Below are 21682 nucleotides of genomic sequence, written 5' to 3'. Positions count from 1 at the left end.
TATATAGACCCTTCAAGAGAGATATTTTTACGTCTGAAATATAAAAGGAAGTTGTAATTATGCAACCCCCTTAATCCTTACACTATTTTCCTTATCCCATACTTTTCTTTCAAGACTCTATCATCCATAAAGCCAACAATTGTGTACTCTCTATCTCCATTTGATTTCCTGTACCCATAATTGAGTAGTTTCCTAAAATACTTCCCATCAATACTGGTTTCTTCTAACTCAAATCCATGTTGTTTTACAAATACTGTAAGGATATTGTCCAGATAATGATCCATTTCTGCTAGGGTACCAAACACAATATCTTTCTCATTTTCCTTAGCTCGTTTTAAATGAAAATTTAATCCCCTGTACATCATAACTTGAATGGATGAGTTCTTCGTGAGCTTTATTTTTTCTACCTCTTGAGAGGCGGCTTTGTGTTCAAGATACGAACAAGGTTCATCTTTCGTTGCCTGTAAATGGCAATTCATCACCTGTTGAACAATGTCATAATCTACTCTATTTTCAATAAAGTAAATGAGATCGTTTTTGGCATGTCGTTTAATTTTCCCCATCAGTCCTTTTTTCCCTCCCCGTCCAAACTTAATATATTCCTTTTTTAACCGACCATACACGTTCTTGTCCTCAATAATCATTTTGATAATTTCCTTTGAAGATAAGTTGGATAAACCAATTTGTTCAGCAACCGATTCATTTTCCGTTACCTCATCTTCAACAGTATCAATTATATCCTCATCGTAATTCTTGAATTCACATTGAAACCGTTCTTCTAATTCACGGATTAACGCATCTTGATTCTTATAGCTGTAGTATGTTTTATTTTGGATAAGTTCACTCTGGGCTTTTTGTGTTAGTACATGTAATTTCCCATTCTTATCCGAGAATAGTCCTGATTCTAGCTCCATTTTGTCTAATGACATAAAAAAATCTGATGGATTCCTTCGAACTTTCATAACTAATTCTTTTGAATTATCAGCCTTTCTAACCTTTTCTTCAAGTAATCTGTGATATAGGAATGCTTTTTTGACTTTAGGTGCCTCTGCTTTTTGAAAGAAGATTTTAAAGGCATGATACTTATTCCTAAAACGATGTGACATTTGAGTTAGTCGGGTTAATTCATGATTCAGAGAATTATGCGAACATAGCACCCACGTCTCGTCCATCTCACCATTATTGATAATCGAAACACCTGATGAAAATACTGTTGTTGCAAGAATCACTTGGATGTCTCCATTGATAAGTCCCTTGTTTATGATTGTTATCTCATCCTTATGTCGTTCGCTTTCCTTTTTCGCAACTATCCCAATAGCATTGATATTGTGCTGCTGAAGTTGTTCGCAATAATATTCAATCCATTCTTTATCCTCAATGAAGACAAGGAGTTTTCTTTCTTTATTGGACTCGGCAGCGAATCGAATCATTCTTAAAAATTGCGATTTTAATTTCTTTGTGGATTTATCTAATACGTAGTATCCTGCTTCTTCAAAGGGGTTCTCATGATCCTCTTGATTAATTTTGATAATCATATCGTAATCACTTGTTCGGAGATTTTCAGGGGTTGCTGTAACGTGAAGGGAAATTCCACCCGTGTCAAGGATAGTTCTTTCTGCAATGAAGTAATCTCTTATTGTATCTAATTTGAAAGAGGCATCGGTGGAAAGAACATGAATTTCATCTGTTACAAGTAGAGAAGGTAACGTGCTCTTTTTATCACTTACGCTACTTTCCTCCTCTATTTTGTCTTCAATAATTCGAGGAGCATGATCAATAGTGGTGATAAAACTTGATGACTGATTAATGATAATGTTTCTTTCAATTGCCATATGGTTATCTGATCCAGTTAACATCGCTGAATATCTATCACTTTCAAAATCTCCTTTTAAGTTATTAATTAATGCACGTCGTGGACATGAATAAATAGCAAATTGTTTTTTTGGGCTAATCGTTGACTTTTTAGCATTAAATTTTTCATTTAACTCATGAATCAATCTAATTAAAGCATAGCTTTTTCCAGTACCCGTATCCGATACAAGCAAAATTCTTTTCCCTCTATTTTCTGGTCTAGTTAGAATTTGAACCAACTTATCGTACGCTACTTTATTGTCATAAATTTTTCCTTTTATGTTCAACGTCACGTCTGGATTCAATTCATGTTTTTCGGAAAAAGTAAAGATATTTCCTGTATCAATTTCGTGCTTTCTAAGTATATGAATCAACGAACCTACCGTTACGTTCTTGTATCCTTTGTAGTCATTTATGTCTTGAATTGACTTAGCCATTGTTAATCACCTCCGCTAACTCCATTTTTTGTTTTTCATTTATTTGACCGTCTTCTACCATATTATTTATTACCATAAACAAGTATCCCCTTTCTCTATATGTTAAATTTCTTGAAAACCCGTCTGATTTAATGGACTTTAACAACTCTTTATAGTTAACAGTGGAATTGATTTTCTTTGCTTCAAACTCCTTTTCCACCGCTTGAAGAATAACTTCTTCTTTGCTCACTTTGCTGTCCTTCTTTTTTACAACCCTTTCAATACGCTTAATTTTGTTTAAATAGGGTTTAAGGTCAATAATTGGAGCATCTTCATTTACATGAACATCATTCTTAGATGCTAGGATGTTTTTATGAATATAAGTATTTTCATCCAATTGAATTCCTAGTTTTATCTCAAGATCATCCCGAACCATTTCATAGATTAATTGCTGCACTTCGAAATCCACATCTTCTAACTCTGTAACAGGAAGATACAAATGATATTTCTTTTCAGATAATGTATCACCACTAGAAAAAGATTCCTGGATGAAGCGAAATGGGCCATTCATGATTCCCGATATTACATTCGGAAGAGATTTTGGGGGAATATTAGAGAGGTCATTCAGGTTAAAGCAATAATAGTTAGTCCGATAATCTTTAATTTTGTCACGTGTCCTCTCTGAAAGTATCCATGAACCTATTGCATGCGGCGTACCATTCCTCAACTTATAAGCGAATATCGGTTCAGCCACTCGAGTATGTGTATTGTTTTCCATATTTGTCTCATCCAGATAAGATTGAACTAACCCAATGTTCTTAATGGCATCTTCCTTTGAATCAAACCCATGAGTAAACGGTGTGACTAAAACACCACGATCGTTTTTCTTATTGCTCATAACAGCTACTTTCCTTTCTTATGTTGTTTTAATTTATGATAAGCTATACTTGATAGATTGATAAACGTTCATGTGTTCTAGGGTGTACTACTTTGTAGAAGCCCTATAAACACATCCTATTTATAATAGGGCGAACAATATCTTATTTACTAATACCCTAGCCTAAACTTTCGCCCTTGTGGAGATTTTTTTCCTTCAACGGCGAAATGTTTATATGGTTGCTCAAACTTAGACTACCAACTTGCCTTCCAATATATTAATTATTGTATATAGTAAAAGGAATTAAAAGGTTGCTTGAAAAGTCACATATATAATTCTCGGAGGTATTATTGACAAAAGAACAGTGTTTTCTGTTGCTTAGTTGGGGAAGCTAAATGAAGCGAGTTTATACAATAAATACATCGCTGTCATCTAAACTTTTTCATAAAAGCTCTGTTAAATAACTCTGTTGATATTTGAATAAAACGAACGATCGTTCTATAACGTAGGAAAAAGGATGATTGTGAGTGATACAAATGGCTTTGAGAGAGATTGTTAAATACAGGGGAATTAGTAAAGAACAAGTTTGTGTTCTCATTATCAAGCATCGTAATGACAATACCACTGTTAGTAAGATGATTGTTGATAGTTGTTTATTCTCTACCAAAACAACATATGGAGAACTCAGAACATTCAGTTATGGTAAAAAAAATGAGGAGAAATATTATGCGGGATAAAAAAGTTCGAGGAGTTAAACGTAAATCTAATAATATGATTAAGCGTATTGAAGAGAACACATTGGAATTTCCAACGGAATTTTACAATGGTTATTGGCATCTGCACCTACCAGTTGCTCAAGACTTTATAAATTCCGACAAAACACCAAAAAAAATTAAACGACTCTGCATTCAAGCTCTATTGGATAGAGCTGAACATCTAATTGGTTTGAAGCCAAATAACAAAGAAAAGTATAGAGTAGTAGTTGCAGTTGATTTACCCGATTTATGGGGTTCACAAATTATTGTATTTAAAGGTGACTCCTATTTTAAAGATTTCTTTAACAGGAATGACCAATATCAAAAGTGGCTTCATCTATCTGATGATAGAAACATTCAAACTGAATGGAGATTATCTGTTCCTAACGATTTGCAAATATCAGGTTTAAAAGAAGTAATTACTGATGAAGATGGATACCACTACGAAGGTGAAATTTGGTTTATCGGGGAATTAAAATAAATTAATAGGGACATCAAAATTCGTATGTCCCTTTTCTTAATCAAAAAACAATATTATTGTTTAACAGAGCCTTCATAAAAAAAGCTAAGAACGAATCAACTCATTAGAATTGACATCCTTAGCATGTTCAATTAAGCATTCTATTGTTACCCTCATAGTCATTTTCCCTACAAAAATATTATTAAGTAGTTTAGTTTTCGTAATAGTCGGAACGAAGGTGAAGTTACCTTATAAAAAAACTCCAGAATGCTGCAGTAAAAAGGCTAATACCCATTACTTTGTGATTATAGTTTTAACCAATCTCTAATTTCTTTTAATCCCCTATATGTCTTTGTAAATGAACTGTTCTCCTTTAAGTAATTCTCACCATCTTCTGTTAAATAAGCCGTTCCCTCAAACAGCCATGGTCTGTCATCTGCGTAGAAAACACCCATTAAATAGTTTTCTCTACTTAGAAATCTAATAGCATCATCAAACTGATCTGCGGTAACAGCAAAGTCCTCTTCAGTAAGTGCTTTATTATCGCTATCAATTTCTTTCAATATGGCGTACCTTAGTTTGTTCTTATTCATTACTTCTCTCCTTCGTTTTAATAATAAATAAATCGGCTAAATATTCTCAATCTATGTGTAGTTCCAAAATATCCCCCAATGGTATACTCGTGAAATTACTATCATTTAGTTGTAAAAACTTCCTCATTGAATCCACATTTTTTAGCTTACCGTTTATTTTATGGTAATCATGATCTTTGTAATATTCAATGATTATATTCAGGTCATTATGTATTGCAAGCTGTAACTTCATATTTATTTCATTCACTTGTTGCTCATCTAATACAGGCTTTTTCTTATGGTCTTTCTCTTCCCAAATTTGTTTTAGTAGATTTATGTGCTCAGGCATCATTATTGATGTCCATTTGATATTGCCTCTATCATTTACCAATTACTTCTCCACCTTTTAAAAACAAATATCATATATGTCTGCTCAAATGTGAAACATATGTTCTTATTCTAACAGAAAGAAAACAGATAAACAAGCACACTTCGCTTTGATCAAAGTCCTCTTTTAAACCCTATTGAAGATAAAGATTTCCTTAAATAGTACCCGACCTAGATAAGTCACTATGCTTATTTATTATCAGATATTTTTCGTTGACAGGTACCTAACCTTATTTCTGATCAGCATACTAACGTTAACTTATAGGTATTAAGGTTTCTTCTGTTTCGTGACATTTAGTTAGATAACTGGTGTCTAGCTTAGTTGTTCTTTTTAAGAGTCACTTATCAGGGAGTCTTTTTATTTCTTTCAACCGAAACCTTATTTATGACATATATTATATAGGGTTAAGATTAGGCAATCCTGATTTTAATATCCACTGAGTAATGGAATTAACTATAGCAGAACCCCAAAATACTGCGTTCGGAGCAATATTTGTACCTTATTCGAACTGTTTCAGGCACACTTTATAATTCCTTGTTTCTAACTTTCATCATTCGTAAGTGATTATGTCCCAAAACGGGCTCAATGCAGTTCTTATAAAAGTTAATCACCTTCATCTAATATATTTTTTGATCCTAGTATTTTCTTCTACCGTACTATTTTAGTTAACATCCAATTATCTTTTCCAGAATGTCCTATCAACGGGTTCCTAATTGATACCCAACCTAGCAGTCCTACTAATTGTCACTTTCAAGGGATTTTTAATTATGGCGAACTTAACCTCAATTTCGATACATATATATAGGGTTAAGATTAGGCAATCCTGATTTTAACGGAATATTCCGATAAGTATTCCGAAAAGAAAACTACTAGTTTTGAAGCTAAGATGCTTAAATCTAGTAGTTTTTCCAAAAATTACATTTACTCCGATTCCTTATTTAACTTTTCTTTAGCAATATACTTTTCCAAGTATAAGTTTATCTCTTCTGACGCAAAGCCCATTGCTTCAGTCATAAATTTAATTCTAGTTCCAATCTCTGGTCGTCTTTTATGGGCTTCAATCCTATACACATAGCTTGGACTAAGCGAAACAATTTCTGCCATATCTTGCAATGTTAAACCGCTTTTTATTCTGAATTCTTTTACAGTTTTACCAAAGTCCTCCACCAACTGATCTACCAGTATTATTATCTCCTTGTTATTCATCCTATACTCCTCCTAATCTATTGGATATGATCCAATTCCAGTTTTTTACTTCCTTTTATACTAGACAGTTTCAAAGAGAATATAACTAGCTAGAACGTTTATTAAACGATTAATTTGGAATATTCCTTTTCTATTTATCTAGTATAAAATATGAAGCAAAACTCATATATAGTTAATGAAATCCTAGAGATATGAGAAGCTAATGAATCTTGAATAATAGGGGAGGTACTTAAAATTGCAAGCAAACACAAATGATTCAAATGAAGCATTGAAATTTATCGAAGAACATTTGGAAGAATTGAAAACAATTAGATCAAGGTAAACAACTTGTACTTGGTCCGATAGTGATGATCCAACATGTAAGTATGCTAATAAATCGTTATAGATTAACATTGATTTCTATGAAGAATTCCCAAATTTTATTGCATCTAAATATCCTCAAGAGACTTAGTGAGCCAAAATATGTTAGATTTCATCAGGTCATACCAAAAAGCCCCTTCCGAGTAGAACTCATGGGGCCCTTCCGCTTTTACTTATCTATTCTGCCATTCCTCTAACAATTTAAGTATTTCACTTTGCCTGTTACCGCCCCATCCACGCCTTGCTCTATTTAGGGAATTTTCATCCACCATTACTCCATTTTCAAGGAGAACTTTGCATACCTCATAAAATCCATAGTAAGATCCAATTTCGAGCGGACTTCTCCCATACAAGTCTTTTTTGTTTTGGTCTGCTCCTAGTTTTAGTAGCTCTTTAACAATTTGTATTTGATTCATATATACAGCCCAATAAAGAAGACTATTCCCATTGATTTCGTGATCAACATTGTGATTTTTTACATATTCAGCAAGTTTACTTGTATTATTTGATTCTAATATTTCCATAAAAGTCCTTGCCGAATCTCTTTGCTTATCACTATGAACACAGTCACGTAAAAACTCTTCGAGATTATCATCTTCCAGATAAAATAAGTCTATAAACGATATAGGCATTTTACATCCCTTGGAATCCACCTCAACCCCTTCTCGCTTACCAAACTCATTATTTTCAAAGGAATATTTATGTTGTAACGTGTCCATTAGTTGAAAAAAACGCATATCTGAGTTTGACTCCCATATAGAGTGAAGCAAGTACATTATTCTTTCAATTCTCTTTGTATCTCTTTTCTTCTCATTCACCACTAGAATCATCTCCTTTCACTTATTAGTTGCTCCACATATTCATTTGATTGGTTACTTTTAAAATTCATTATTGTTTCGTTTAGTTCATTCACCTTTTCCTCTAACTCTTCCATTTCCTCAAGATTGTTTAACTCATCTGTTTCTATTCCAGTCCTTTTCAAACAGATACCAAGATAAGTATTAATATTATCAATCTTCTCTGTTATCTCTAGTAAACTGTATCTTACCGAATCAGTCCTTGACACACCTGGAAAGGTAGTTGAAGGCTCGTAGTAGTAAAGGTATTCCTCTATGTCCAAATTTCCTTTTACTCCGTTGCAATTGGAGCATGCGGGGACGCAATTTGAGAAGGAGGTGATACCGCCTTTGCTTTTAGGAATAATATGATCAATCGTGTTCGCTATTTCTCCGCAGTATACGCATCTATCACCATATCTTTTAAATACTAGCATCCGAAAAGTTTCTCTATCAAAATATTTTCGAATCAGCCTTGGGTTTACAATATATGCAACCCTCTCACCAACTAATTGAATTGCTTTCTCATACGGTACAAAAGATGAATACTTATGACCTTTTGACATTTTTCCACGTACCTCTATTTCAACACCCTTCTCAAGTTCTGGAACTTCAAACACTTTTGCCTTTTTCATTTTATTTCTGATTGAGTTACACTTTTTACAATATCCTCTCCACTTTTCTCGACTTTTCTTTAAGAAATCCGATATTGGTAAAGTATCACCGCAGATAGTACAAGTCTTCATTCTTTCCACAATTATAGCCCCTCTCTACTGGCTCCTATTTTTGCTTTCTACTATTAACCTCTTGATTCCAAATGACCATTGTAGTAATCCCAGGCCAAAAAAAATGGAAATTAGTATTGCAAAAATGGAAACAGTTATTTGCCACACACTTAGCCCTCCTGATTTTATAAAGGATTCATGTCTTGCTTCACTTATTTCTTATTATTTCTGTATTCCAGTAGTCATTTGACTTGGGAAGTACTCCTAAAATAAATTTTTACAAAAAGCACCATTGTTAATGGATACACTACCGACAGTTGCTCTCTATTTCTTCATTACATATACTTGCGAAACAAACTTTTATTTTCCAACATTGCCTTATATAAGTACCTTAACCCGTCATTGCTGTTCTCTAATAGCGAAAGTAGCATTACTATTTTCATCAGATTCTTATTATTATTCTTTTCTATCCAATTCCAGGCCATCCGAGTTAACACTAATTGATGACTTTGAATGAGCTTACCTGTCAATGTCATTAGTTGACCGCTCTTTTTAATTTCTTCTAGAAGTTGAGTTGTCTGGTTATCCTTTTGGGATAAGATATTATTAACCTTCTTAGAAATCGTTACTATTACCTTCTGAATATCCTCATTAATCACCGTTTTCCCATCCCAAAATATTAATTCATCATAGCTGCTTATTATTTTCCGATCCGTCTTGTCAGAGAGTTCCTCTTCTATCTTTCTCAATTTCTCTCCATTAGCTTCAAGCATCACGACATTTTTTTGATAACATGTATTTATAGTTTCTTCAATTTCCTCAAAATCATGGAATTTTTCTTTAAGTACTTTCAATACCTTTGCTTTTGGAATATACCTTCTAGTTCTTCTGCCCATATATCCCATATCTAAAAATATATTACCGAATTGTGCTTCAACGGTCTCAGGAGAATCTGGTACTTTCTTTAAAGCGTCCATATATCCTCTTATTTCAGTTTCAATAAATACCCATGAGGAACAAATTCCTTTTGCGAAATCAGTCGAATTAAACCTTGGACCTTCACTATCAAAACAACATATATCAGTGAGGATTTCTAAAGGAACTCTGGCGTTCAAACATCTTATGATAATTAACTCAGCTCCAAGTTGTGCTGCACTATTGAAATCCTGCAATTCCTTCGCAAAATAGTTTCGAACGGCATTAATATTAAAATGTTTTGCTACAAGACCATCTACTCCATCATTCGCACCAATGGACAGATCATATAATGCCTCAAGCCGCTTTTCTTCTATACTAATTACTTCTAAACGTTCTAGTAGCCTAGTAGGATTGACCCGAACTGGCAAATCTATTGGCTTATCCAGAATCGAATTAGCCCAATTTACTGCCTTCTGAGCTTGCTCTTTGGTTATGTCACCATAGACACAGGCGTATTTAGGAAAACGGCTCTCAATCAGGGATGCTATTGCTAACAAGTATGTATGGTAGTCTTTTCCTTGGGTTTTAGAATAGAAAACTTCTCTTGCACCATTTCCTTTGTCTTCTACATAGTATTGAAGGATATCTTCTTTCAATCTTTCCCCCTTCAATCCTTTATATCGGGCTAAATTAGAAAGCAAGGTAAAGCTCTCTCCTGTTTCTTTACTTTCCAAGTCCCCATTTAATTTCCAATACATTTCCTTTCCACTAAATCTATTAACACATTGTTCTTCCGTTCGATCTAAGACAATTCGTTGATAATCACCCATATTTTCAGTAATCAAGGTTGCAAAGGGATAGGCACGAATTAGTTGTAACGTTTCCTCAAAAACGTTTTCCCAATCGTCTTGATCAATGTAGTTTGGTATGATATCCAATCCAATATAAATTCCCATTTCAATTTCCCCATTCCTTTTATTATTTTTTATCCTATTGCCGTGATTTATGAAGACAGGATAAGGCTTCTTGCAAATTTCTATCATTGAGAATTAACTCTCTTACTTTCAGGGGGATGTTCCCAGACATCCAAAATAATACATCCTCATCTATGTTATAAAGCTCTGCAAAATTAACTACTAATTCATCCGTTACCTTTCTTTCACCCCTTTCTAATTGGGAAACATAATTAGTAGAGATCCCCAACCTATCTGCCACTTGAGAAAGGGTAAAACCTCTCTTTAATCTCATCCACTTGATATATGCTCTAAACTTCTTCTCCTTATCTCCACTTTTTTCATCTTGCGAATCCTCTACTACGTTCTCTATATCCATATCGAGATACTTATCTAACGCATTGACAGGAGACGTTACAACAATATTAATCTCTTGCCCCGTTATTTCTTTTAGTATATTTCGGATTAATTTTTCATACCTTTCCACAATCCAGTCTCTAGAAAAGTCATTTGCTGCCTTAACTACAAATACATTCTCATCTGTGATCTTACCAGTTGCAGGCAGAATCCAAGTTTCGAAGGAAGACTTTGGAATTAGCTTTGATACCTCTAATTGCACCTCAGCCCATAAATCCATTGTTGAATTTTCCTTTTTCATACTTATTCATCCTTTTTTATTTAATCATTGTAAAAAAAATACTTTCAGATCACCTTAAATTCCTATTCCATTTCCTATAGTTAAAAGCCCATAAAAAAACACCTGCAGAAGTTTTATTCTACAAGTGTTTGTTTTCGTTATAATAATTTTCTATAAATAAAAGGCACTGTTTCATTCTTACCATCCTCTGGCGACGTATTTATTATAATTTCAACTATCTAATAACCTTTCCTTGTCAAAATATTAAAGAAGGTCAGATCATAGTTTATATCATAAAATTCGTGCTTACTTCACTTAGTCTTATAATAATGATATTAATTCACAGTGTCAATATTGATTTTCTGGCATTTAATTACTTTTTCCTCGCTACGCTAGGAGAGGAATTGTAAGTTTAGTGTAAAGGTTTTTATCCTGGATAAGACATTCCCCCGTTTGGGCTCGGGGTGGTTTTCTCTTTCAACTGCAATATTTTTCCCCTGATATAATCGAATTAAATTAAGTATACACGAAATAACAAATAGCTAGAAAAGTAACTATGAGGAGGTATCCAAATGGCATTACAGCACAGTAAAAGTATTGAGATATATGGGGACTATGTAGATGACTTTAAAATCAGTCCTTTTGAATCGGTTTATATGCTTCATTTACGAGGTGGATTGGAGAAGGCAATAAATGAACTTACAAATGACGAGAAAATAAAATTAATCCATTATGACCTGAAATTAATAGAAAATGCAAAGAGGATGTCAAAGCATCTTTCGGTGATATACGACTTTTCCACTTCTAATGAACCATTAAAGGAATGGTGGTGGCATTTAGATCAAGTTGCTGATGGCAAGATTTCATTTGAATTGAAAGCTGAAGTTAAAGACGGGTGACAGGAATCAGGAAACGGTTCTTTTAGTATTAGAATTTCCTACATCCTCTGTTTCCTATCTTCTACTGTATAATCCTAATCTTAGTTGTTATCTTCCCAAATCCTCCTCGAATCCTGGCTGTTCCTAGTATCACACACCAAACGGAATGGATATGTATTTGCTGGAAGAGAAAAGATACGTATTTCAGGTAGCTTTATGTTGTTATATTGCATTTAACACCGTGTGATTCTGTAGCAGGGTGAATGCTTATTAACCTTCTAGTATCATTTTACTAGACAGATTTTATAGGTCACTCGGCTTCTTTCTAACCCTAAATATGCGAATTGTTAAACGGTCACCAAAATGGGCAAGGGTAAAAGTTTTACTCCAACAATAGAATAAATTTAGCACCTATATTTGTCCTAGCTTCAGTTCATCTCCGATCAGCTCGACTAGAAGATTTCAACACCGGGTTCCCAATTTATCCAATATCGGCAGTCCTCTATTTATCATTTTCAAGGGTAATTATTATAATACAACCGAAACCTTTTTTTGACATATATTATATAGGGTTAAGATTAGGCAATCCTGAATTTGCTATAAGATGCTGTCAATTAGAGCATTATAACAATAAGCTATTTGAAATTATTCTGAATAAATAGAAATACTGCAGACATAGATGATCAATAAAAAACCACCTTTCTATAGCATTTCCCTTGTTATTATTTAGACAAGAATATGAACAAAGGGTAAACAAAAAGGAGAGTATTGTGATGACGATGTAAGGAATGAAAGTGCGACATCTTATGCTAATGTGGAATATGTTGATGCACAAGTAGTAGCTGACTATTATAACGTAGAATTGGAAACAGTTGTTAACTGGATTAAACAACGGCAACTTTCTGGAAAGGAAAGGGTGGGAAAGCCTAGTAGATACTTGGTTCCCAAAGAGGAATATGAATATCTTAAATCTAAAAGGGATAAAGATTCTACAAAGGAAGAAATCAAAAAGCTACTTGGTTCTGATTTTACCGATGATTGGGATGTGGAAATTGACGAATAAAAATAGTTGAGACATTAATCCAAAGGACAGATTCTATACCCTGCGAAAACCAACTATTTAGCAGTCGGAACCGATTTTTAAAACAACATCAAATCTATGTCTAATAAGCCATACACAGAAAACCCTCCCTTCAAAAATTGCAAATAGGAACCATTTTCCATTAAAATAGATAAGACCCGTGCTAGTAACACGGAGTCAGTGGGTAGTTTGTATACCCATTCATGATAGAGTGGTCTTTGTTTATTACTATTACCACAACATTAAATTATTGAGCAAATCATAAATCGGAAGCTGTTTTTATGTGAAAAGCAAATGCGGGAATTTACCTATAGATTTCCTACAACGTTTATATAAAAAGCTCTTTATTTAAAATGATCAAACGTGGTTGTAAAAGGAATATGTGATGAATACTGCCATTGCATAATATAAAAGATTTAGTTTCTGAATGGGAAACTGATTTGTGCGGCATTTGAATTTTGTATAATTAAAGATGAAGTACGAAAATTCCTAAAAATCATCAGGGTAAAAAAATAGAACAATGAATAAGAAAATAAGATGTTCCCGTAGTCCTATATAGGAAACTATATATTGGCAAAGTGGCCTAGTTTTTTATCGTAAATTAGATAAAGATCAACTGGACGCATTTAGCTAAACAGTATAAAATTGAGTTATGTTAATTTCATTATTACAGGACTTAATACCTAACAAATTATGATAAGGAAGCAATGAGTAAACAATCTTATGTGGGCACTTGATTGTTTAAGAGCTAATAGTGCAACCGACCTTTTTTATTAAAGGTCGGTTTTTATTTTTTTGCCTAATGGTGGTGATTTTAACGTAAATTACCAACAACGTGTTGTTAATACTACGGTTAGTTATTTTTAAAACTTAAAAATGCCTTGAAAAGGAGTATAATCATGTGGAGATTAACTGATGAGTTATTAGTCGAATCTTATATGCGGGCTAAATCATTAGGACTTGATAAGGATTTTGTGGCCTTACTGGAAGACGAATTAAATCACCGTAATATATTCATACAATATATAAAAATGCCATCTTCATCAACTAAATCTTTTAGTATCTAAATATTTTTAACCTAACAAAAAAACAGTTTATTGGAGGTAAAAAATGAAGCTATTTATGAAAAAAACCAAGCCATGGAATGAATACATCAATCGTTCTGGTCCCGATATTAAAGAGGTAGGCAACAGGGTAAGGGATCGACTAGCATTTATGAATATAAGTCAAGATAATTTAAACGATATTCGTGAGGCATCTACTATCCTGTTGCCTTATAAAAATGAAATCATCAATCAGTTTTACGATACCATCACAGCCGTTGACCATCTAAAGAATATGATTATTCAACATTCGACTATAGAGCGTTTACAAAAGACGATGGAAAAATACCTAGAACAATTTTTACAGGCTGAAGTAAATAAAGAATATGTTATGACAAGGATTATAGTCGGACAAGTACATAGTCGTATAAATTTGACAGCAGAACACTTTATTTCAGCCCATCATCTATTAATGCAGATTATAACTTCTATTGTAATGGAAAAGTGGCATAGCGAACCAAATCGGATGATGAAAACTGTTCTTTCTATTCAAAAGTTGGCTGCATTTGATCAACAACTTATTGTCGAGGTTTACATGGAAGAAACTTTTAAATCTCTTTTATTTGGTATTTCCGATACTCTAAATTACACCACTCAACTTGATACATCAAAGCAGCTATTAACTAAAATGGATAATATGAATGGCGAAAGTTATAGTGTTTCAACTGCGACTGAGCAAGTAAGTGCTTCAATTGAAGAAGTAGCAAATCACTCAATAGAGGCGGCTGAAGCAACAGACGACGCTGTTCGGTCTGCGGAGCAAAGCAAAAAAATTGTGAATTCAACTTTAGAAGATATTGAACAAGTTGGTCGAGTTTATAATCAAATGGTGGGTCAGGTTAATAATCTTAATCAAGAGATAGAAAAAACATATCATATTGTTGAAGTGATTAAACAAATTACGGAACAGACTAACTTACTTGCATTAAACGCTAGTATCGAAGCCGCACGTGCGGGAGAGCAAGGAAAAGGCTTTGCAGTTGTAGCAAATGAAGTAAGACAGTTAGCTGAACACACTAAAGAGCAAACCTTACTAATATCAACCAATATGCAAGCGTTGCAAAATGTTGCAAATCAAGTAACGAATCAAATGACTAGTACAGAACAGTTGATGAAAAAAAGTGTGTCTGGTGCTAAAATCGCTGATGACGAACTAAATAAAATTGTATCTGCAATGCAAGACATCAATGAAGCGACTTCACATATTGCAGCGATGTCAGAAGAACAAACTGCAGCTATTAATGAAATTGCACAACGTAACTCGGCAATTTTCGAACTAAGCGATAGTTCACAGGAAATTGCAAAACAGACGGCCAAAGTTATCCTTGATTTAAGTAAACAAATGGAGGAATATCGCAATACATTTTTTAAGACAAATATTCGTTTAAACGCAAAAGATACTATCAAAGTTTCAAAAACCGACCACCTCCTATGGAAATGGAAAATTTATAATATGTTACTTGGGCTAGAAAAAATTGATTTAGAACAGGTGAACTCACATGAAACGTGTAGGCTAGGTAAATGGTATTATAGTGATTTACCTTCTAAGGTGAAAAACAATACGACCTTCAAGCAACTTGAAGGGCCACATAAAGCTGTGCATGTTCATGCGAGAAAGGCAGTTGCATATTATGAACAAGGGGATATGTCCTCAGCCGAAAAAGCATTTGAGTTAGTTGTAGAGGCATCAGATGCTGTCCTTGATCTGTTAACAAAGTTAGAAACAGAATTATAATAAATACAAGAGTAATGTAATCGGATAGGATGGGGTGAATAGAACCCTCCTATATTGCTATAAAAAGGGAAAAACTGAATAGAGTTTGTAGGTAACTCGTGACTTTCATTGAACAGATTGAAAGAATATCAAACAAAAAAAATGATTGACTTACTATTGGATCCAGCCTGAATCTAACATTGAGCGAAAACTACTTTAATACCCAAAAAATCATAATAAAAATTGATTAATTGTCCTAATCCCAATATAATTTCAATAGTACATCTAACATAAATAGTATAAACAGACAAGTTGAAGGTGGTCAAATGGGTTATAAAGGACGAATTACTGGTATTACATTTGTAGCCATAATAATTATTGTTATTAGAACCTTTGTTAAATTGAATTTTGGTGAAACTCCTCACGGTATCCCATTACCCGCCAGCATCCTGATGATAGTTGGATGGTATTTAGGAAGGGAATACGACAAATCTGTGTATAAAGCAAACAGAGATTCTCTAACAGGACTATTCAATCGGCGTTATGTACTAGATAATATTCAAAAATCCTTTTCAAAGGCTAAGAGGAAAAGAAATAAGCTAGCAATCATACTTTTGGATGTTAATGATTTTAAACAAATTAATGACAACCTTGGACATGAAACTGGAGATCAAGTTTTGAAGTGTATATCTGATCTTCTGATAGATAGCTTTGCGTCTGAAGATATTGTGGCAAGATGGGGAGGGGATGAATTTTTAATAGTTTCCTCTTTTACTGATGAAACAATGTTAAATCAAAAGGTAAGCCATTTTAAAGGTTCAATAAAAGGAAAACACTGGAGGCACAATGGCTTATCTGTTTCAATCGGAAAAGCTATTTACCCCTCAGATGACAAAACCTTTGAAAGTTTAATTTCTAAAGCAGATGCTAATATGTACCGGTTCAAATCTTATCACAATTCAAATACCTAGCTACAAATTTCAAAAACATGTAGTAACTATTATTTAGTATTTAGTCTTGGAAGATAGTCATCTTATAACGAATAGAAAGAGGAGGTAGAACTCGATAATTAATCGTAGACTCAACCTCCTCTTTTCCACCTTATTAGACTAAATCCTTGTTTTATGTAGATTATTATTATTAAACCTATACTATTCAAATTATATTCGACAGTTCCTCTGCTGTTTTAGTAATATGTTCATAGGCACCTTTAAGTTCATCAATAGAATCCGAATTTTTATTTATATTTTCAGTAACTTGTTTTACCATTTCAGCCATAACCGTTACTGAATTCAAAATGTGATTTAATTGACTTGAAATATCTTCAGCCGCATTTTTACTTGTATCTGCCATCTTCCTAACCTCACTAGCAACAACAGAAAATCCACGTCCATAATCCCCCGCCCTAGCTGCTTCAATGCTTGCATTTAAACCGAGTAAGTTCGATTGGGCTGCTATATCTTTTACAACAGAAGCCATAGATTGAATCTTTTCTACATTTTCTTTTACAATCTTAGATTCATCTACTAATTTTTTCATATCGTTCACAGACTTCTGTGAGGCGTTGTGCACTACATTTGTACTTGCTGTCATTTCCTGAACTAAAGCAATAAATTCATCTGAACTGTTTTTTAAGAAAGTTTCTCGTGGGGTTATATCCGTCGCTATCTTTATTACACCCTCGATATGTCCTTCTTCATTTAGCACAGGGGTATACGTTGCATCCAGCCACAATATACTCCCATCTTTTTTAACCCTTTCTACTTTATCATGAAAAGCCTTATTATTGCGTAAATTACTCCAAAAAACATCATAGTTGCGACTATTAACAAACTCAGATAAACATAGCTGTTTATGATTCATATTTTTTAATTCTTCAACTTTATATCCAATTACTTGTACGAAATTATTATTAGCCCATAAAATCTTTCCATGCGAATCAAATAAAATCATTGCAAGGGACCGTTCAATAGCAGTAAACATTCCATCTTGGCTTAAAACATGTTGTTTTGTCGTCATACGTAGACCTCTTTTCCTTTTATGTAACCATTTTCATTTTCGTTTTTTACTATTAGATTAAATATCTTATTATTTTAGCTTTATGGAAAGTTAAATTAATCTAAACAAAAATGCCGTCTTTAGCTTGAATAGTGCTCTTCTTCTATACAAGTAAAATGTTCTTGATAAATTTTTTGAATTTCATCAGCTTCTACAGGTTTACTAAAATAGTAACCTTGTCCCTCATGACAATCCTGCGATTTAAGGTATAGCAGTTGATCTTCACTTTCAATTCCCTCTGCAAGTACTTTAAATTTAAGGCTTTTCCCCATATTAATAATGGTGTTTACAATAACTTCATCTTCTATGTCTAAATCATGAATAAACGACTTATCAATTTTTAAGGTATTGACAGGTAACTTTTTTAAATAGCTTAAAGAGGAGTATCCAGTTCCAAAATCATCAATGGAAATATGTATTCCAAGAGCTCTTAATTCATGTAGGTTTTTTTCTGCCCTACCTAACTGAAGAATTGTACCCTCTGTAATCTCTAATTCTAGGTATTTAGGATTGAGATGTGTCTCTTTTAAAATTTGTTTTACATCACTAACAAAATTCGTATCTCTCAATTGAATTGGTGAAACGTTTACAGCAGCTCGTTCAATTAAAATACCTTTATCTTGCCAGGATTTCATCTGACTACAAACCGTTTTTAAAACCCATCTCCCCACTGAAATAATGTTACCAAGTTCCTCCAGTAATGGAATAAACTCAGCAGGTGATACAGGACCTATCCTTGGATTATACCAACGCAGTAATGCTTCCACCCCTATTATTTGGTCATTTTTTAAATTAACAAGGGGTTGATAAACAACGGAAAACTGATTTTGACTTAGTGCCTTCTTCACTTCCTGTTCAACCTGGTAATATCGTTGCATTTCATCATTTTGGTCATCTGTATTGAAACAATATGTATTACCGCACTGTTTTTTTGCATGGTACATAGCGGTATCAGCTTGTAGAATTAATATCTCACCCAATTGTAAATAGTCGTCATTTTTCTCTTCAGAAATACTAATCCCAATACTTGCTGTTACAGAAATCTGTTCACCTTTTATAAGAAAAGGAAAACGGAACTGTTCCAAAATATCATATACTACCACCATTACATCATTTCTATCCACTATTCCATTTAAGAAGATAATAAATTCATCTCCACCCTGTCGTACAATAAAATCGGTTGAACGTACGCAACTTTTTAATCTTTTTGCAACCTCTTTTAGTAACACATCTCCAGTATTATGCCCAAAGGTATCATTAATAGATTTGAACCGATCAATATCTATAAACAGAACAGTGACCCCTTTACTCTCCATTATTTGACAGCTTAGCCATTCACTTAAAGAGTTACGATTTGGTAATAAAGTAAGGGAATCCTGAAATGCCATTTGTTTAATTGTTTCTTCATACTCTTTTAGTTTAGTAATATCATGGCGAATGGAAATATACTGATAAGGTTTGCCATTTTCTTTCAAAAAGGGAACAATGGTTGTATCTACCCAATAATAAGTTCCATCCTTTGCTTTATTCTTCATTTTCCCTTTCCATACATAACCATTCCCAATTGTCTTCCACATTTCCTTAAAGAATTCCCGACTATGATAACCAGAATTAACAATATTTTGTCTACTTCCTATTAATTCTTCACGACTATACTTGGAAATTTCACAAAATTTATCATTGGTAAACTGAATTATCCCCCTACTGTCTGTAATTGCAACAATAGAAGACTCGTTTAATGCTAGTTCAATATCTTGTAATCTTTCTTTTATAGCTTTGTTCAAAGCTGTTTCATACATGATGCTACAACCTCTTTCCTATTATTTCCATATAGGTATTATAGCCTGCATTAAAAATAAAATAAAATATTTCAGTAAGAGAATGTAAAGTTCATTAAATTTTTATGAAAAAAAGAATAAATTTATATTAAAAAGTGAACCTATGGCTAAGATGGTATTTTATATAGGAAAACTACTAAATTCTTATTTTGAAAATGATTGAGAGATATCAGGCATGGATCACTACTGGATCCAGCCTGTAATTTGATTTATTTTACGATTGAATTAAGATTGAGTACATATTGTTCTCCTGCTCTTTTTTCCTCACTCTCCCTTTAAATACCAACTATTTTGCAGTAGGTACCGCTTTTTAGCATGGGGAAGAGAATTTTTAGCAAGGAAATAATTAATTCATTAAAGTTTAAACCCCCGAACAATTTCATTTAGCTCTTCCGCCAATTTAGCTAGCTGTTCAGAACTTCCAGCTACTTCCTCCATAGAACTACTCATCTGCTGCGTTGCTGCAGATGTTTCCTCTATTCCAGCGGCTGATTCTTCTGAGACAGATGCAATTTCCTCAATTGAAGCATTCATCTCTTGACTACTAGATGCAATCTCGGTCAAATTATCTACAATTTGTTTATAGTCTTCTACCACAGATGTTACGGATGAACTTATCAGATTAAAAGTTTCACCAGTAGTTTTAATTTGCTCTGTGCCCAATTTTACTTCTTCATAACCTGATACCAAGGAATGACTAACATTCTTTGATTCTTCTTGTATGGTTGTAACAAATCCCGTGACATCTTTTATTGAGGTGGCTACTTGTTCCGCTAATTTTCTTACTTCATCGGCTACTACTGCAAATCCTTTTCCATGTTCTCCTGCCCTTGCAGCTTCAATTGCAGCATTTAGTGCTAGAAGATTTGTTTGATCTGCAACCTCTTGAATAACGACAACTAATTTAGAAATTTCCTGGGTCTCTTTATCTAAAATATCCATTTTTCGAACTGCATCTTGAACAATTCCATTAATTTTCATCATTTGCTGACTGGAGTTTTCCATTAAATGCTTTCCGTTATCGGTCAAATCAAGAACTTCATGTGATGTTCCTTGAACCTTTTCTCCAATCTCAGTCATGTGTTGCACTCTTGCAACATATGTATCCATAACTTCTGCCAGACTAGATGTACTATTTGCTTCTACTTCTGAACCAGAGGCCAAATCTTGCATAGTCATAGCTACTTGCTCTGAACCCGTCTGTACTTCATTTGCCGATTGTGTTAATTCTTCACTATGACTGGCAATCATTTCGGAAGAGTTAGAAATTTTATTTACAATACCTTTTAATGATTCGTGTAATTGATTCATCGTATAAGCCAATTTTCCAGTTTCATCTTTTAAGTGTATTTTCAAGGGGTCCATACGAAGATCACCGTTTGCTAAAGCGTTCATTTGCCCCATGACTTTATGAATCGGTCTTGTAATGGATAAAGAGATTATTATAGCAACTATAATACCTAGAACAATTACTAATATAGTAATGACCACCATATAGATTAATCCCGTATTCCCTGCAGAAACAACACTTGATGCCTGTTCATTCATTTTTAACTCTCTATTTTGAGCCATTTCTTTAAAGCCATCCATTAATTCACGTGAAAAAGGCTCCGCTGTTTCTCTTAAATTTCGTACAGCTAATTCCACATCACCATTGTCATATGCTTCAAACACATCTTGTATAACCATATTACGCCATTCAACACTTTGGTTAATCAACCGCTTTGTTTCTTCATTATTATTCATTTCTAAAACGGTATCCTGATATTGTTTACTTGTTTCGGTATATTCACTAAATAGTTCCTTATACTCAGCATCCCCGTATAAGACATATCCACGTGCTAACGCAATTCTTTGCGAAAGGTTATAAGCTAATTCTTCATCAGCATATAATAATATGAGTTCCCTTTCAGTAAGCTCTTTAGTTTGCTCGTTTGTATTGCTAATAACAACATAATTAATAATACCCATTATCAGCACAAGTACAATAATCGTTAAAAATCCAAATAATATTTTCGATTTAATACTATTAAAGTTTAATAGCCTCCGCATAATC

Annotated in this window: 18 protein-coding genes and 1 riboswitch; of the genes, 6 read left to right on the top strand and 12 right to left on the bottom strand. The window is 33.6% G+C overall.

Annotation, left to right across the window (positions count from 1 at the left end; all coding sequences use genetic code 11):
- Positions 1–77: 77 nt before the first annotated feature.
- Positions 78–2288 carry a DEAD/DEAH box helicase family protein gene (locus X953_RS01380; RefSeq protein WP_040954041.1) on the bottom strand — a complete coding sequence of 737 codons (2211 nt, stop codon included), beginning with the start codon at positions 2286–2288 and terminating at the stop codon, positions 78–80.
- Positions 2281–3165 carry a hypothetical protein gene (locus X953_RS01375; protein ID WP_040954040.1) on the bottom strand — a complete coding sequence of 295 codons (885 nt, stop codon included), beginning with the start codon at positions 3163–3165 and terminating at the stop codon, positions 2281–2283. The genes X953_RS01380 and X953_RS01375 overlap by 8 nt, the downstream gene beginning before the upstream one ends.
- 705 nt (positions 3166–3870) lie before the next feature.
- On the opposite strand from X953_RS01375, the gene X953_RS01365 reads away from it, so the two are divergent.
- On the top strand, positions 3871–4380 hold the full coding sequence (locus X953_RS01365) for a DUF3916 domain-containing protein (protein WP_040954038.1): 510 nt from the start codon (positions 3871–3873) through the stop codon (positions 4378–4380).
- Positions 4381–4664: 284 nt separating this feature from the next.
- Here the strand turns inward: X953_RS01365 and X953_RS01360 are convergent, their stop codons facing one another.
- From X953_RS01360 to X953_RS01330, 7 genes are all read right to left on the bottom strand, one after another.
- Positions 4665–4952, bottom strand: a complete 288-nt coding sequence (locus X953_RS01360) for a YjcQ family protein (protein ID WP_040954037.1) — start codon at positions 4950–4952, stop codon at positions 4665–4667.
- A gap of 46 nt (positions 4953–4998) precedes the next feature.
- Complete coding sequence (locus X953_RS01355) at positions 4999–5322, bottom strand: YolD-like family protein (RefSeq protein WP_040954036.1); 324 nt, start codon at positions 5320–5322, stop codon at positions 4999–5001.
- Between the two features lie 918 nt (positions 5323–6240).
- Entirely contained in the window at positions 6241–6525 is a 285-nt protein-coding gene (locus X953_RS01350; protein WP_040954035.1) for a helix-turn-helix domain-containing protein, read from the bottom strand.
- Positions 6526–7058: 533 nt separating this feature from the next.
- The gene (locus tag X953_RS19965; RefSeq protein ID WP_052350002.1) at positions 7059–7706 is read right to left on the bottom strand and encodes an ankyrin repeat domain-containing protein; all 648 of its coding nucleotides are present in this window, start codon (positions 7704–7706) and stop codon (positions 7059–7061) included.
- A gap of 5 nt (positions 7707–7711) precedes the next feature.
- Positions 7712–8467, bottom strand: a complete 756-nt coding sequence (locus X953_RS18960; RefSeq protein ID WP_232217795.1) for an HNH endonuclease — start codon at positions 8465–8467, stop codon at positions 7712–7714.
- Between the two features lie 314 nt (positions 8468–8781).
- Complete coding sequence (locus X953_RS01335; RefSeq protein ID WP_040954034.1) at positions 8782–10320, bottom strand: hypothetical protein; 1539 nt, start codon at positions 10318–10320, stop codon at positions 8782–8784.
- Positions 10321–10354: 34 nt separating this feature from the next.
- Positions 10355–10975 (bottom strand): helix-turn-helix domain-containing protein, encoded by a 621-nt coding sequence (locus X953_RS01330; RefSeq protein WP_040954033.1) that lies wholly within the window; start codon positions 10973–10975, stop codon positions 10355–10357.
- Between the two features lie 551 nt (positions 10976–11526).
- Between X953_RS01330 and X953_RS01325 the strand changes: the two genes are divergently transcribed.
- The 5 genes from X953_RS01325 (at position 11527) to X953_RS01310 (ending at position 16701) form a co-directional block, all read left to right on the top strand.
- The gene (locus tag X953_RS01325) at positions 11527–11853 is read left to right on the top strand and encodes a hypothetical protein (protein WP_040954032.1); all 327 of its coding nucleotides are present in this window, start codon (positions 11527–11529) and stop codon (positions 11851–11853) included.
- A gap of 793 nt (positions 11854–12646) precedes the next feature.
- Complete coding sequence (locus X953_RS01320) at positions 12647–12895, top strand: hypothetical protein (protein WP_052350000.1); 249 nt, start codon at positions 12647–12649, stop codon at positions 12893–12895.
- A 709-nt stretch (positions 12896–13604) separates the two neighbouring features.
- A riboswitch (cyclic di-GMP riboswitch) is annotated at positions 13605–13687 on the top strand.
- Between the two features lie 125 nt (positions 13688–13812).
- Positions 13813–13980 carry a sporulation histidine kinase inhibitor Sda gene (locus X953_RS19310; protein ID WP_084715580.1) on the top strand — a complete coding sequence of 56 codons (168 nt, stop codon included), beginning with the start codon at positions 13813–13815 and terminating at the stop codon, positions 13978–13980.
- A gap of 43 nt (positions 13981–14023) precedes the next feature.
- On the top strand, positions 14024–15751 hold the full coding sequence (locus X953_RS01315) for a methyl-accepting chemotaxis protein (protein ID WP_040954031.1): 1728 nt from the start codon (positions 14024–14026) through the stop codon (positions 15749–15751).
- 305 nt (positions 15752–16056) lie between these two features.
- Positions 16057–16701, top strand: a complete 645-nt coding sequence (locus X953_RS01310; RefSeq protein ID WP_052349999.1) for a GGDEF domain-containing protein — start codon at positions 16057–16059, stop codon at positions 16699–16701.
- Positions 16702–16885: 184 nt separating this feature from the next.
- Here X953_RS01310 and X953_RS01305 read toward each other — a convergent pair whose 3' ends face one another.
- From X953_RS01305 to X953_RS01295, 3 genes are all read right to left on the bottom strand, one after another.
- Positions 16886–17749, bottom strand: a complete 864-nt coding sequence (locus tag X953_RS01305) for a methyl-accepting chemotaxis protein (RefSeq protein WP_040954030.1) — start codon at positions 17747–17749, stop codon at positions 16886–16888.
- 119 nt (positions 17750–17868) lie between these two features.
- Positions 17869–19587, bottom strand: a complete 1719-nt coding sequence (locus tag X953_RS01300) for an EAL domain-containing protein (RefSeq protein WP_040954029.1) — start codon at positions 19585–19587, stop codon at positions 17869–17871.
- 393 nt (positions 19588–19980) lie between these two features.
- A complete protein-coding gene (locus X953_RS01295) occupies positions 19981–21678 on the bottom strand; it encodes a methyl-accepting chemotaxis protein (protein ID WP_040954028.1) in 1698 nt (565 codons plus the stop codon).
- Between the last annotated feature and the right edge of the window lie 4 nt (positions 21679–21682).

The sequence above is a fragment of the Virgibacillus sp. SK37 genome (genome assembly GCF_000725285.1).
Classification (GTDB): domain Bacteria; phylum Bacillota; class Bacilli; order Bacillales; family Amphibacillaceae; genus Virgibacillus_Q.
This window is presented reverse-complemented; position numbering and strand designations above follow the sequence as displayed.

Bases quoted from the DNA above. Each gene is read 5' to 3' on its own strand.
- X953_RS01380 (WP_040954041.1), bottom strand. From the start codon at position 2,288: ATGGCTAAGTCAATTCAAGACATAAATGACTACAAAGGATACAAGAAC.
- X953_RS01375 (WP_040954040.1), bottom strand. From the start codon at position 3,165: ATGAGCAATAAGAAAAACGATCGTGGTGTTTTAGTCACACCGTTTACT.
- X953_RS01365 (WP_040954038.1), top strand. From the start codon at position 3,871: ATGCGGGATAAAAAAGTTCGAGGAGTTAAACGTAAATCTAATAATATG.
- X953_RS01360 (WP_040954037.1), bottom strand. From the start codon at position 4,952: ATGAATAAGAACAAACTAAGGTACGCCATATTGAAAGAAATTGATAGC.
- X953_RS01350 (WP_040954035.1), bottom strand. From the start codon at position 6,525: ATGAATAACAAGGAGATAATAATACTGGTAGATCAGTTGGTGGAGGAC.
- X953_RS18960 (WP_232217795.1), bottom strand. From the start codon at position 8,467: ATGAAGACTTGTACTATCTGCGGTGATACTTTACCAATATCGGATTTC.
- X953_RS01335 (WP_040954034.1), bottom strand. From the start codon at position 10,320: ATGGGAATTTATATTGGATTGGATATCATACCAAACTACATTGATCAA.
- X953_RS01330 (WP_040954033.1), bottom strand. From the start codon at position 10,975: ATGAAAAAGGAAAATTCAACAATGGATTTATGGGCTGAGGTGCAATTA.
- X953_RS01325 (WP_040954032.1), top strand. From the start codon at position 11,527: ATGGCATTACAGCACAGTAAAAGTATTGAGATATATGGGGACTATGTA.
- X953_RS19310 (WP_084715580.1), top strand. From the start codon at position 13,813: ATGTGGAGATTAACTGATGAGTTATTAGTCGAATCTTATATGCGGGCT.
- X953_RS01315 (WP_040954031.1), top strand. From the start codon at position 14,024: ATGAAGCTATTTATGAAAAAAACCAAGCCATGGAATGAATACATCAAT.
- X953_RS01310 (WP_052349999.1), top strand. From the start codon at position 16,057: ATGGGTTATAAAGGACGAATTACTGGTATTACATTTGTAGCCATAATA.
- X953_RS01305 (WP_040954030.1), bottom strand. From the start codon at position 17,749: ATGACGACAAAACAACATGTTTTAAGCCAAGATGGAATGTTTACTGCT.
- X953_RS01300 (WP_040954029.1), bottom strand. From the start codon at position 19,587: ATGTATGAAACAGCTTTGAACAAAGCTATAAAAGAAAGATTACAAGAT.
- X953_RS01295 (WP_040954028.1), bottom strand. From the start codon at position 21,678: ATGCGGAGGCTATTAAACTTTAATAGTATTAAATCGAAAATATTATTT.